This is a genomic window from Rhodococcus spongiicola (assembly GCF_004011835.1).
Taxonomy (GTDB): Bacteria; Actinomycetota; Actinomycetes; order Mycobacteriales; family Mycobacteriaceae; genus Prescottella; species Prescottella spongiicola.
In genome coordinates this window covers 25,746-38,881 of the sequence record NZ_RKLN01000001.1, presented here as the reverse complement: position 1 = coordinate 38,881, position 13,136 = coordinate 25,746, and the positions used below count along the sequence as shown (strand labels likewise).

Below are 13,136 nucleotides of genomic sequence, written 5' to 3'. Positions count from 1 at the left end.
GCTCTACCCCATCATCCGGTCGGCGACGGCGGCCTGGCGCTGCGCGATGCGGGCAGCGAAGTCCTCCGGCGTGATCTTGTTGTGTTCGTGGAACGGGAGTTTCCCGGGGATCTCGTCGAACTTCACCACCTCGACGCGCGGGCCGTCCTCCGGGGTGAATTCGCGGGACGTCCGCTGCCACCGGAACTGCAGGTAACCACGCGGGTGGCCGAGCGCTTCGAGCCAGTTGGTGACGCCCGGGTTCCGCTCGCTGAGGACCATCCGGATCATCCCGTCGGGATCGACCTGAGCCTGCGCGTTGTTCAGCGACGTCTGGTGGTTGATGTAGTCGAGCGAGATGTACCACAGGCTGCCGAGTTGGAAACCCTGATACGGCGCATCGGATTTCGGGACGGTGATGATCATCGCCTCGTCGTCGGCGAGGTCGTAGTGGCCCACGGACGAGTACTGCGTCGCCAGGCCGCCCGGGGTCAGCCGCGGCGCGGTCATCGTGTTGACCGGCAGGTTGTCGTAGAACCACCGCGGGAACTGCAGCCACGTCTTCACGCGACTGACCAGCGCCTTGCCGGCTCGGGCGAATCGCTTCTCCGTCTCCTCCTGCGTGAGCGGTGGCACCGGGATGCCGATCCTGTCGGCACGCTCGATCCGGATGGTGCCGCGTTTCTGGCTCCAGTCGCTGTAGACCTCGCGAACCACGAGTTGGCTCGACCCCGGCGCGAGCGTGAAGTGGTTCCGGCGTCCCTCCGCCGGCCCGGGGCCGAACGTCGCGACGAACGTGCCGTCGTCCTCGATGTGGAGTTCCCGGTCGTCGAAGGCGATCTCGCTGCCGGGCACGTTCGCGTTCGTGTAGTTGCCGCTGAGTACCTGGAAGCTCAGGTCGGCCGTGGTGCCCCGGGTGCCGGTCACGATGTACTCCGCGTCGTCGTTGATCCGTGCGCCGAAGTACAGGGTGTCGGGGTTGTCGAGGCCCATCTTCATGAACGGGCCGGTGCCCTGGATGAAGCTCGGATGGGTCTTCTCTGTAGCCCAGGCCGCGTGGACGGTCGCGAGAATGCCGCCCGCGAGGTACTGCATTCCCTCGAGGAGATCCTGCTCCGACCGGATGTGGGGGGCCTCTTTGACGAGGGTCTCGGCCTCGGCGATGGCCTCGGCGAGTGGATCCGTCAGCACACCTTGCTCCTTCGGTCCAGAGGTACAAATATGTACCTGAGTGGTAGATCTGGTGTTGTCCGACGATAGAACGTGTTTCAAGGAGTGGTCAATGACTTCAGGGGTTGCCGAGCCTGCTGAGCCGAGCGGGCGTCGATCTCCGCCGACCGAGCGAGTGGTGCAGGTCCTCGACTTCCTCGTCGCGCGTGAGGTCCAACGGTTCGGACTGTCGGAACTGGCGCGGGCACTGTCGATCAGCAAGCCGACCTGTCTGGGCATCCTGTCCGAGTTGGTGTCCGGCGGATACCTCACCCGAGACCCGGCCTCGAAGACCTACGGACTCGGGCCCGCGCTCATCGCGGCGGGTCGGGCCGCGCAGCGCGGGTTCGCCGTCGGGCCGATCGCCCGCGGCCAACTAGATCGGCTCGCGGCCGAGTTCGACGCGGTCTGCACAGCGTCGGCGGTCGTGGGTGACCAGGTCATGATTCTCGAGACCGTTGCCCCGCAAGGGATGAGGGTGGGTCGCACCACGGCCCGCGTCGGGCAGGCGTACCCGTTCGCTCCACCGGTGGGGCTGATGTACGTGATCTGGGACGGCGACGACGACCTCGAGGCGTGGTTGCGCCGCGAGCCGGCCCTACCGGTCGTGCTCGATCGGGAACTGCTCGGGCGCGTCGTCGACGATTGCCGCCGCGTCGGGTACCTCGTCGAGCGGCTCACGCCTGTCGGGCGCAAGCTCTTCTCTCTCATGGCAGGAGTCGCCGGGCGGGAGCTGCCGGAGGAACTACGCGAACTGATCGGCGAGATGGTCTCGAGCCTAGGCGACCGCGTCTACCTCGGCAGTGAGACGGAGGCCGATGTCGAGTACCCGGTGAGCCTGATCGCCGCCCCGTGCTACGACGCCGACGGTCATCAATCGCTGGTGCTGACACTCGACGTCGGCTCATCGATCAGCGGCACCGAGATCGCCCGGCGCGGTGAGGCGCTCGTGGCGGCCGCGGATGCGGTGACCGCGGAGGTCGGAGGGCGACGGCCCGTCCGCTACTAGACCGAACGGTGCCCAGCCCGCACGGCAGCAGACCCGACAGGTAGCCCATTGACCGGAGGGAGGACCCGGCTCTATTCTCGGCCCATAGCTGGTCTGTGAACCGGACCGGTACAAAAATGTACCGGCATATCCGCGAGGAGCCGCGAGTGACCCCGTTGACATCCCCGCCGGGCTACGAGTTGTCCCATCTGCAGGCACTCGAGGCCGAGGCGGTCCACATCTTCCGAGAGGTCGCTGCGACCTTCGAGCGCCCCGTCCTGCTGTTCTCGGGCGGCAAGGATTCGGTGGTGATGCTGCACGTCGCGGCGAAGGCCTTCTGGCCGGCACCGCTGCCGTTCCCAGTGATGCACGTCGACACGGGACACAACTTCGACGAGGTGATCGAGTTTCGCGACCGGACCGTGGGGCGCCTCGGCCTGCGGCTGGTCGTGGCGAGCGTCGAGGACGACATCGCCGCCGGACGCGTGGTCGACGAGACCGGACCACGAGCGAGTCGCAACCGTCTGCAGACCCATGCGCTGCTCCGTGGAATCCGTGAAAATCGGTTCGACGCCGTGTTCGGCGGAGCCCGTCGCGACGAGGAGAAGGCTCGCGCAAAGGAGCGGGTCTTCAGTTTCCGTGACGAGTTCGGTCAGTGGGACCCCCGCGCGCAGCGCCCCGAACTGTGGAATCTCTACAACGGCCGGCATCGCAAGGGGGAGCACATCCGAGTGTTCCCGCTGTCGAACTGGACCGAACTCGACATCTGGCAGTACATCCTCGAGGAGGACATCGACCTGCCGCCGATCTATTACGCACACCGCCGCCCGGTCGTAGAACGCGACGGAATGCTACTGGCGCACACGAGGTTCCTGACGCTGCTACCGGGTGAGGAACCGCGCGACGAGCTCGTCCGTTTCCGCACTGTCGGAGACGCGACGTGCACGGGCTGTGTCGAGTCGTCGGCCTCCACCCCTGCGCAGGTCGTGACCGAGGTCGCGGCCAGCCGCATCACCGAGCGCGGCGCGACCCGCGCGGACGACCGGATCTCCGAGGCCGGCATGGAAGACCGCAAGAAGGAGGGGTACTTCTGATGGTGCACACCCGGCAACTCCTCCGCGTCGCGACCGCGGGCAGCGTCGACGACGGCAAGTCCACGCTGATCGGGCGCTTGCTGTACGACTCGAAGTCGATCTTCGAGGACCAGCTCGAGGCCGTCGAACGCAGCAGCCGCGAACGCGGAGCCGAGCACACCGATCTTGCGCTCCTCACCGACGGGCTCCGGGCCGAGCGGGAGCAGGGAATCACGATCGACGTGGCGCACCGCTACTTCGCGACCCCGCAACGGAAGTTCATCATCGCCGACACCCCCGGCCACGAGCAGTACACGCGCAACATGGTCACCGGCGCCTCCACCGCGGATCTTGCGCTGATCCTGGTCGACGCCCGCAAGGGGGTGCTCGAGCAGACCCGGAGGCACGCGTTCCTGTCCACCCTCCTCGGGATTCCACACCTCGTGCTGTGTGTCAACAAGATGGACCTCGTCGACTGGTCGCAGGAACGCTTCGAGCAGATCAAGGACGAGTTCGGTCAGTTCGCGACCAAGCTGGACGTGCACGACCTGACGTTCATTCCGGTGTCGGCGCTCGAGGGCGACAACATCGTCAGCCGTACCGAGAACATGCCCTGGTACGAGGGGTCGTCGCTGCTGCACCACCTCGAGGAGGTACACATCGCCTCCGATCGCAATCTCATCGATGCGCGGCTTCCGGTCCAGTACGTCGTCCGCCCGCAGCAGCAGACCGACGCCGACCTCCACGATTTCCGTGGCTACGCGGGCACCGTCGCCAGTGGTGTCTTCAAGCCCGGTGACGAGGTCGTCGCGCTGCCGTCGGGGTTCACCTCGACGATCTCCGCGATCTGGGGGCCGGGCGGCGAGCCGATCGGGGAGGCATTCGCACCGTCGGCGGTGTGCCTGCAACTCGCCGACGATCTCGACGTCGGACGCGGTGACACGCTGTGCCGGCCTAACAATCGACCGCTCGTCGGCCAAGAGGTCGACGCGATGATCTGCTGGCTTGCCGAGCAGTCGAGTCTGAGCGAGGACGCGCGCTACACAGTGCTGCACACCACGAGGGCCACCAAGGCACGGGTGGTCCGGCTCGACTACCGCCTCGACGTCAATACCCTGCACCGCGACGAGTCCGCACAGTCGTTGAATCTCAACGAGATCGGACGTATTCAGCTGCGCACCCAACAGCCGCTGCTGTTCGACCCGTACCGGCGCAACCGTGTCACCGGCAGCTTCATTCTGGTCGACGACACCACGGGCAACACCGTTGCCGCCGGCATGATCACCGGCCCCACCCTCAAGGAATCGAAGGTGGTGTGGCACTCGGCCGCGCTGTCCCGCGACGAGCGCGCCACGCGTGGAGCGACGGTGTGGCTCACAGGCCTGTCGGCTTCTGGAAAGTCCACCGTCGCCGTCGAATTGGAGCGGCGACTGGTCGCGGCGGGAGTACCGGCCTACCGGCTCGACGGCGACAACCTGCGACACGGGCTCAACGCGGACCTGGGGTTCAGTGCGGCCGATCGCGCGGAGAACGTCCGGCGTGTCGGCGCCGTGGCGCAACTGTTGGCGGACGCCGGCCTCGTCGCGGTCGCCTCGCTCATCAGCCCGTATCGAGAGGACCGCGAACGCGTGCGCCGTCTGCACCGGGAGGCGGGCCTGCCGTTCGTCGAGGTGTTCGTCGATACCCCGATCGAGCAGTGCGAGGCCCGGGACCCCAAGGGCATGTATACCAAGGCCCGTGCCGGGGAGATCACCGGGTTTACCGGTGTCGATGACCCGTACGAGGTACCCCGGAACGCCGAGATCGTTTTGCGGCCCGAGGACGGCGACCCCGTCGCGCAGGCAGCCAAGATCATGGAGTATCTGGAGCTGTGACCACCGACGCAGAACTCGCCGCCGATCTCGCCGCCCGCGCGGGGAACCTGCTACTCGAGCTGCGGTCCCGTGAACTGGGGGAGACCCCGCTGGACAAGGCCGCCGCGAAGGAACTGGGCCGCCGCGGTGACAAGGCGGCCAACACCCTTCTGCTCGAGGGGCTGGCTGCCATCCGCCCCGGCGACGCGGTGCTGTCCGAGGAGTCCGCCGACGACCGTGCACGCCTGGACAACCGCCGCGTGTGGATCATCGACCCGCTCGATGGTTCCCGAGAGTACGGTCTCGCCCGGCGTGTCGACTGGGCCGTGCACGTCGCGCTGTGGGAACGCGACCGCGGCATCACCGCCGCCGCTGTCGCGCAGCCCGCGCTCGGCGAGGTGTACGTCAGCGGACGCACTCGGGCGGTGGCATCGGACCGGCCGCGTCCTCGAATCCTGGTCAGCGACAGCAGGCCTCCGGCGTTCGTCGACGCCCTCGCGCAGCGGGTCGGCGGCGACGTCGCGCCCATGGGGTCCGCCGGCGCGAAGGCGATGGCCGTCGTCCGCGGTGACGCCGACGCCTATGTGCACGCCGGCGGACAGTGGGAGTGGGACTCGGCCGCCCCGGTCGGGGTGGCACTCGCGGCGGGTCTGCACTGCTCGCGGATCGACGGCACCCCGCTGCGCTACAACGAGGAGCACCCGTACCTGCCGGACCTCCTGATCTGTCGGCGTGACCTGGCAGTTTCCATGCTGGCCGGCATCGCCGACCTGACCGACGCGGCCCCGCAGGACAGCCCGCGCGTGGCGATGGCGCGAGAGTACATCGACTCGCTCGTCACCCACGACGCGAGCAAGGTCCGCCTCGCGCGACATTGTCATCGTTACGAGAACGGAAAGCGTACAGGCGATTCCGGCGACGAGATCCGTTCGCTGCTCGAAACGGGCGAACAGTACCGGCCGATCAGCGGCATCCGGGACCTCGAGTTCCGCGAGTGGGGTGCCGACGTCGTCGCCCGATTCCTGCTCGACATGACCAGTGGGCGCGAGACCATCACCGTCGCGATCACCGAACACTTCTCGATCCCCAGCGCCGAGATCGATGCGATCACGGCGATCATCGAGCCGCGCCCGTAGGGGACGAGCGCACTTCGGGACCTGTCAGAAGTTCAGCGCCATCGGGCCTGGATTCCACAGGCCCGAGCGACGCTCGGTCACGGTGGCGATCTGCGCCGGCGCCGCGGTCTCGTCTCGCTGGGTGAACTGTTCGATCTGTCCCCAGTCGCGTCGCCAGTCGTGATTCAGATACGACGGGATCGTTCGTGCGGTCAGCAGTTGGTCGGTCCACCCGAGCGGGCCACCGCCGAAATGGTCCTGCCACTTGTTCGTCGAGACGGCGCCGCCACGGTCAGGGAGGATGCGGTACTGCGGCACCTCCGCGACACCGTCGAGGTGGGAGAACGGTTGCTGACACGGGAACTGGAGTCCCACTGCCCAGTCCGCGAGCACCGGGGTGTCCGACCCGACGACGTCGTTCAACGTCTGTGTGCGCGGGACCCGTGGGGGAGTGACAGCCAGCCACTGGTCGGGGTCGCGGTCGTCGTCGGAGGCCACCAGACGGACAGCGTCGGCCTCGACCGGCAACTGGTCGAGCGGCACCCGCAGATTGCGCCATGACGGCGCCGGGCCGATGTCGAGCGGGGCCGCCCGGCCGAGCACCGTCACCGATCCGTCCGGCTGCCGGTGCCCGTATTCGATGTCGAGGTTCTGTCCGGGCGTGACGACGCCGTCGGAATCGACCGACCGGATCCGGCCGGCCACCGCGATCGAGATGAGGTCACCCCGTGTGCCGTCGGAACCGACAGCGGGCAGGCCGTACCACCCGCTCGTCAACGTCGATGCGACCTGTTCACCCCGACGGTAGGAGCCGAGCACCGGGGTGGTCGCCGGATCGAGCCCGTACGGCAGCGCGACCGTGCTGCCGTTGACACCGATCGCACCTTCCCCGCCACCCGTACCGGCGGAGGCGTCGGCCGGGGTTGCTTCAGCGTCGGAGTCGACGAGATTCGCCGCGCCGGTCGTGGCCGTGTCCGCGTCGGCACTGAGATCGGTGGCGACACCGTTCGGTGTGAAGCCCGTCGATGTTTCTCCTGCGAGTGCCGCCGCGGCGTTCCCCGAAATCGGTCGCAGCATGGACAGATTGGGATCCACCTCGAGCAGAACGTCGTTGGCGAGTCCGCAGTTCTGGCCGCGCAGTGCGTCGATGTTCGATCGTGCCAGCGAGAACGCTGGATACTGCGTGATCGCGCCCTTCGCGAGTGAAAGCACTTGAAACAGCACCATCGCGGCGGCGGCGATCGTGAGGGGTGGCATGGCCCAGATCCACCGGGCACGCGAACCCGTTCGGGGAACCGCGGACTCGCGGAGATGGCACCACGCCGCGACCGCGAGCATCGCCAGGGTGGCACCGAAGAACATGGTGCCCACCCCTGTGCCGGCGATCGACGGCGGCTTGTCCCACCACGGCACGCTGAAATACGACACGTACCACCAGCCGTTGGTCCCGGTGAACGACATGGCCAGGACGAACGACACGGCCGCCGCGAACAGTGCGCGGTTGCGCGGGGAACGCAGGACGGCGGTGCCCACGGCAAGCGCGGTGAGCACCGCGAGTGCACCGGCGAGCCCGGCGAAGACGCCCAGATGATGCGTCCACTTGGTCGGCGTGAACATCATCAGGGCGACGGCGCCGAGCGTGATGCCGACGATCCGCCGCGACGGACCGGCTGCGGTTCCGGGGATCCTTCCGCCCTTGCGCAGGATCGCGAGCGTCGCGACCGCGATGCCGAGGAACATCGTGAATATGCCGAAGCGTCGAGCGAGGGAGCCGTCGGGTGAGTAGTTGAGCAGCCACTGATATCTCAGAAACTCGGTGAACCACTTCTCGTTCGGCAGCGCGACGGCATGCGCTTCCTGCATGACCGGGACGACCGCGAGTGGTTGATCGGCGAACACCGCGACGAGAATCACGGTCCCGGACGCGACGAGCGGTAGCAACAGTGCTGCGTAGCCCATGGTTTTCGCGCGAGCGACGACGATGCGCAACAGGGGCCGCGCTCCGGCGAGCAAAGCCGCGAAACAGATGATGCCGGACGGGCCCACCGAGAGCGTCGCGGCGGCGACGAGGATGGCGACGGCGGCTGGAAGAAGGCGCCGGGTTGCGATCGCCCGTTCGATCGAGCACCACGTGAGCAACACGCCCGCGGCGACAATCGGTTCAGGACGCAGGCCGTTGTTGTACGGCAGCCACACGGCGAGGAACCCGAAGGCGCCCGTCCACAGCGCCACACGACTCGTTCGCGCCGCGATCCCCAGGCGAGGGACTACCTCCCGGCTGAGCACCATCCACGTCACGACACCCGCGAGTAGGGACGGAAGGCGTACCCAAGGGCTGGCGTTCCAGATGTCGTCGAGCAGACCGAAGATGTAGTAGTACGGCGTGCCGAACGGGGTCTCGGGGACCCCGAAGTAGCGGAAGTAGTTCGACATGTAGCCGGACGACTGTGCCGACCGCGCCATCGTGTATTGATACCCGTCGTCGGCGGTGGTCGCACCGATGAAGTGCCACAGTACGAGCGTGCCGATGACGACGGCGTCGGTGACCCCGAAACGCCACCAGCGGGCCGGCAAGAACCGTCGGGCGCGGCGGCCGTCGGTGCAGTCGAGACGGTGCAGAGCAACGAGACTCGCGAGCGTCGCCAGCACCGCGGTGATCATCGCGACCACTTTGACGAGCGTCGGCGAGGACGAGAACCGCGAATCCAACTCGGCGGCCACTTGCAGGCCGGATGGGGCCGCACCGCCAAGGTCGCTGAAGACACCGACCATCTGCGGACGGAAGTCGCCGTCCAGTGTTTTCGTCGGAATCGACTCGGCCATCGCAGAGCCGGTGACGGCCGCGGTGGTGCGCGTCGCGTCGGATGCGATCGTCACTGCGCACTCCGGCCCTGTCAGCTCCGACAGCGGAACAGACAGCAGCGCGGTGTCGCGGAGGATCACGTCGAGGCGAGCGGGCGAATCCCCGGACGCCGCCAAGGTCTTCGCGACGAACCCGTACCGCTCGGCACCCGGTGCGCCCGAAGGCATGGTGGCGGCGACAGAACCACCCGCCTCGAGCCCTCGCGCCGTCGCGCAGGGGATACGGGCATCGAACGTCAGCGGTGCATACGACACCAACGGCGCCTCGACACTCGTCGTGACGCCGTTCTGCGGCCACGACAGGGACGCCTGCTGCTGGTTGACCGGCAGTAATGGGATAGCCAGCGCCGAAATGACACCGATCAGTGCCGCGACTATCGCGATCAGGCGTGCCTGACGAAGCCCCCACCATGTGGTGCGTGGGGTTCTCGGGCGTCTCGGCGGCACCTTCGCGGATACTTGCTCCGTCCCCACCATGCTGTCGACCACGAGAAGCGATGGTATCGACAGTCACATGTCGTACGGCCGTACCCCCCGTGCCGCCACGCGATCTGGCGATTCGCCGGGTAGAACGGACGGATGCAGGTCTACACCGGAACCGATCCCGCCATCGATCCCTCCGCGGTCGCTGATTTCGCGCGCCGGGCTGAGGCCGCCGGATACGACGGGTTGCATGTGTCCGAAACCGTCCATGATCCGTTCCTTCTCGCCTTGCTTGCGCTGCAGTCGACCGACCGGATCGTCGTACGCACCTCGGTGGCATTGGCATTCGTCCGCAGCCCCTTGCTGACCGCCTACGCGGCATGGGACCTGTCGAAGATGTCGGGCGGGCGGTTCCACCTCGGGCTCGGCAGTCAGATCCGACAGAACATCGAGGAGCGGTATGCCATGGAGTGGTCCGCGCCCGCAGCCCGCATGCGCGAGTACGTCGGCGTGGTCCGCTCGGCGTTCGCAACCTTCCGCACCGGTGAACTCGTCGCGTACGAGGGGAATCGATACCGGTTCACCCGGATGCAGCCGTACTTCAACCCCGGACCCGATGCCGACACCGCGATCCCGCCGATCTACCTCGGCGGGGTGGGACAGCGCATGCTCCGCGTTGCCGGGGAGGTGGCCGACGGTCTGATCACACACCCCACCAACTCCGATCCGCGCTACCTCGTCGACGAATGCCTACCCGCACTGGCCGAGGGAGCTTCGACGAGGGGGCGCTCGCTCGAGCACTTCGACATCGTCGCGGGACTGCAGGTGATCACCGGAGCGACCGACGCGGACGTCGCCGCGGAGCGTGAACGTCGCCGCCGACTCTTCGGTTTCCTGTATTCGACCCCGGCCTACCGAGGGGCGTTGGAACGGAACGGATTCACGGGACTGCAGGAGCAGTTGGCCGAGCTGGTCCGCCGCGACGAGTGGGATCGTTTGCGCGACGTCGTCACCGACGAGGTGCTCGGCGAGATCGTCCCGACGGCGCGCTACGACACCCTCGCAGACGCGGTTCGGCGTCGGCTCGACGGCGTTGCGAGGACGGTCACGTTGGCGTTGCCCGAGAATCCCGAGTTGGACCGGAGGATGGCCGACGTCGTCGCGGAGTTGCAGGCCTCGTAGAACAAAGAAAAAGAAGAGGTAGACCGAACAAAGAGAGGAACGAAGCGTGGTCCGTCTCGCTCGTGCCGTGGGAGCCGTCGTCGCGCTGCTCAGCGGTGTGCTCGCCGGCTGGGTGCTGTGGTCGCCGTTGGGGTCGGACGCTCGGGACGCCACCAGTAACTTGCCGGCGATCCTCGCTGCCGACGGCGCCGGTGTCGCGTGCGCCGCGGTGATAGCCGTCGCCGTGACGAGCGCGCTGGCTCGCCGACGGTCGATCGCCCTGACCACCGTGGTCGGGGCCGCGGGACCGATGCTGCTGGCACTGCCCGAACTGATTCGCTACCCGGCCGATTCTGCGGTGTTCATGTACTCCAATGCCGTTGCTGCCGGGCTGGTTCTCGGTGCGGCGGCACCGCTGGCCTCCCGGCAGCTGAGCGCGCAGGCGTCCCTTGCTGCGGGAATGATCGGCGCCTTCATGCTGGCCGAGGCTGTCGAAGGACAGCGGTACTGGTCTGAGGCCAGGGGATGGACCGCCTACGCCTCGTTGACGGAGTGGGATCCTGGGGCCGTCCTACCGTCGTGGATCCCGATCACGACCGCCGTGCTGGTGATAGTTGGATCGCTCCTCGATCGTCGGACGTCGTGGACGACGAGACTCGACCGGCGCCTTCTCCTTTTGGTCGCGGCGCTGCCCGTCGTGGCCTTCGCAGTGAACTGGCTCCTCGTCGACGGGGGCGCACCCCCGACGGCGTGGTTCGTCTATGCCGCGGTGGTCGTCGCCGTCGTCGCGTGGAGCGCGTGGAGGCTGCCCGGCCCTGACGGCCGAATCCTGTTCGCTGGCACCGCGGTTCTCGCCGCTGCACTTGGCGGGGCGCCGTCGTCCACCACCGAGCCGTGGATCCTGGCCATCTCAGCGGCATTGATAGCCGCGGGAACCGCACTGGGTCTTCGATTTCCGATGCCAATGCTCGGGTTCGGTCTGCTGGCTCTTGTCGCCGCGGCAGTTCTCCTCACGCAGGAGCCTTGGGACGCCGTTCCCGTGGTCGGATTCATATTCGTGCTGCCGGCTGCGGCGGCTTTCGTCGTGAGTTCGTGTCTGCCGACGTCGGCGCCGGCCTCGACCGTCGGGCTGTCGCTGCCGTTCACGATCGCGATCCCGGCGGCCGTGTCCGCCGCCTGGGTGACGGGATCGAGGTACGGGGACTACGCGCCCGCACCCCTTTTCCACTGGCCCGAGGCCGTTCCGACAGGAGCCGCGGTGGTCTCCGTCGCGGTCGTCGTCGTGTGCGGTGTGGGGGCGTGGGGACTGGATCTGCGCTCAGGGTTGCGCTGAGGTCGACTCGGCACGGCGCTGAAACGGGCGAAGGCCCCACTCCCGAGGGAGGGGGCCTTCCGTGTGCCCTCGGCAGGATTCGAACCTGCGACTTCTTGCTCCGGAGGCAAGCGCTCTATCCCCTGAGCTACGAGGGCGGGGCGGAGAAAACAGTAACACACGTGCGCGGGGACCTTTGCCACCCATCACCGCACGGCGCCTGGACAGCGGCGGCCATCTACTCAGTTCACAACCGCCTTCCGTGCCGTGGCGGGAGAGGGTTCAGCACGGCGCCGGCGAACATCCACATCTGTTGGTAGATAGGGCTTTCCAGGTCGGCCCCATAACAGCGAGGAGACGAGACCGGGCGGCCCACCTCGAGGGTGTGCCGCCCGGTTTGGACTTCGCGAACGGAACGATCAGTTCAGCGGCAGCGGTTCCGCATTCCGCTCCGCGAGCATGTCCGTCATCAGATTTGCCTCACCGGTTTGCATGTCCACCATCTTCTTCGCCAGATTGCGGACGACTGGAGCGTTGGCATACTGCTCGGCATACTCGCCCATCGGCAGTCCGCCCTGATGGTGACGCAGCATGAGCTGGAGGAACATCACGTCCAGTTCCGGGCCGGACGCCTGACCCAGCGCGGTCATCTCGGCTGGGGTCGCCATGCCCGGCATCGCACGGTCGCCGTTCGTCGCTGGCTCGGCGGTACTGTCCGATGCCGCCTGACCGTGACCACCATGCATGCTCTCGGCGCCACCTTCCGACATCCAGGTCATGTATTCACTGGTCGGCCGCGGCGCCTTGTCCCACAACGCCAGCCAACCCTGCATCTGTCCGATTTGGTCGGACTGACTGGTCAGGATGTCGTAGGCGAGGGTCTTCACGGCCGCGTCGTCCGACTTGGTCAGGGCGATCGTCGCCATCTCGACAGCCTGCACGTGGTGAACGGTCATGTCCTGCGAGAACCCGACATCCACCGAGTCCGCGGCCGGCGTCGGCGTCGAGGTGTCATCGAACGGAAGACGCACGAGGAACCCCAGCGCGAAACCGATGGCCAGGACCCCGACGAGCCCGGTGATCATGAGGGCCGTGCGCTGGCTGCGCTTGTGCGACGTCTCCTTGCCGTCGGTTTCCGGCTCGATGTCCGCCATAGCGCCG

Annotated in this window: 9 protein-coding genes and 1 tRNA gene; 6 read left to right on the top strand and 4 right to left on the bottom strand. The window is 67.4% G+C overall.

The features are described from left to right. Positions 1-3: 3 nt before the first annotated feature. Positions 4-1,170, bottom strand: coding sequence for a hypothetical protein (locus EF834_RS00175; protein WP_127944256.1), 1,167 nt, complete (start codon positions 1,168-1,170; stop codon positions 4-6). Positions 1,171-1,261: 91 nt separating this feature from the next. On the opposite strand from EF834_RS00175, the gene EF834_RS00170 reads away from it, so the two are divergent. The 4 genes from EF834_RS00170 (at position 1,262) to EF834_RS00155 (ending at position 6,238) form a co-directional block, all read left to right on the top strand. Further along, positions 1,262-2,197 (top strand): IclR family transcriptional regulator, encoded by a 936-nt coding sequence (locus tag EF834_RS00170; protein ID WP_127944254.1) that lies wholly within the window; start codon positions 1,262-1,264, stop codon positions 2,195-2,197. Positions 2,198-2,313: 116 nt separating this feature from the next. Continuing rightward, a complete protein-coding gene (gene cysD, locus EF834_RS00165) occupies positions 2,314-3,270 on the top strand; it encodes a sulfate adenylyltransferase subunit CysD (protein WP_127944251.1) in 957 nt (318 codons plus the stop codon). Further along, positions 3,270-5,123: an adenylyl-sulfate kinase gene (cysC, locus tag EF834_RS00160; protein WP_127944248.1), complete on the top strand. Its 1,854-nt coding sequence runs from the start codon at positions 3,270-3,272 to the stop codon at positions 5,121-5,123. Before cysD ends, cysC begins: the two co-directional genes overlap by 1 nt. Continuing rightward, positions 5,120-6,238, top strand: a complete 1,119-nt coding sequence (locus EF834_RS00155) for a 3'(2'),5'-bisphosphate nucleotidase CysQ (protein WP_127944246.1) — start codon at positions 5,120-5,122, stop codon at positions 6,236-6,238. Before cysC ends, EF834_RS00155 begins: the two co-directional genes overlap by 4 nt. Before the next feature lie 24 nt (positions 6,239-6,262). On the opposite strand, the gene EF834_RS00150 is transcribed toward EF834_RS00155, so the two are convergent. Beyond that, a complete protein-coding gene (locus tag EF834_RS00150; protein WP_456238936.1) occupies positions 6,263-9,568 on the bottom strand; it encodes an arabinosyltransferase domain-containing protein in 3,306 nt (1,101 codons plus the stop codon). Between the two features lie 90 nt (positions 9,569-9,658). Between EF834_RS00150 and EF834_RS00145 the strand changes: the two genes are divergently transcribed. Then, on the top strand, positions 9,659-10,684 hold the full coding sequence (locus EF834_RS00145; RefSeq protein WP_127944243.1) for a TIGR03617 family F420-dependent LLM class oxidoreductase: 1,026 nt from the start codon (positions 9,659-9,661) through the stop codon (positions 10,682-10,684). Between the two features lie 46 nt (positions 10,685-10,730). Then, positions 10,731-11,996, top strand: a complete 1,266-nt coding sequence (locus EF834_RS00140) for a hypothetical protein (RefSeq protein WP_127944240.1) — start codon at positions 10,731-10,733, stop codon at positions 11,994-11,996. A gap of 64 nt (positions 11,997-12,060) precedes the next feature. On the opposite strand, the gene EF834_RS00135 is transcribed toward EF834_RS00140, so the two are convergent. Next, positions 12,061-12,133 (bottom strand) — tRNA-Arg (locus EF834_RS00135). A gap of 261 nt (positions 12,134-12,394) precedes the next feature. After that, the gene (locus tag EF834_RS00130; RefSeq protein ID WP_127944237.1) at positions 12,395-13,129 is read right to left on the bottom strand and encodes a DUF305 domain-containing protein; all 735 of its coding nucleotides are present in this window, start codon (positions 13,127-13,129) and stop codon (positions 12,395-12,397) included. Positions 13,130-13,136: the final 7 nt, after the last annotated feature.

Bases quoted from the DNA above. Each gene is read 5' to 3' on its own strand.
- EF834_RS00130 (WP_127944237.1), bottom strand. From the start codon at position 13,129: ATGGCGGACATCGAGCCGGAAACCGACGGCAAGGAGACGTCGCACAAG.
- cysD (WP_127944251.1), top strand. From the start codon at position 2,314: ATGTACCGGCATATCCGCGAGGAGCCGCGAGTGACCCCGTTGACATCC.
- EF834_RS00145 (WP_127944243.1), top strand. From the start codon at position 9,659: ATGCAGGTCTACACCGGAACCGATCCCGCCATCGATCCCTCCGCGGTC.
- cysC (WP_127944248.1), top strand. From the start codon at position 3,270: ATGGTGCACACCCGGCAACTCCTCCGCGTCGCGACCGCGGGCAGCGTC.
- EF834_RS00170 (WP_127944254.1), top strand. From the start codon at position 1,262: ATGACTTCAGGGGTTGCCGAGCCTGCTGAGCCGAGCGGGCGTCGATCT.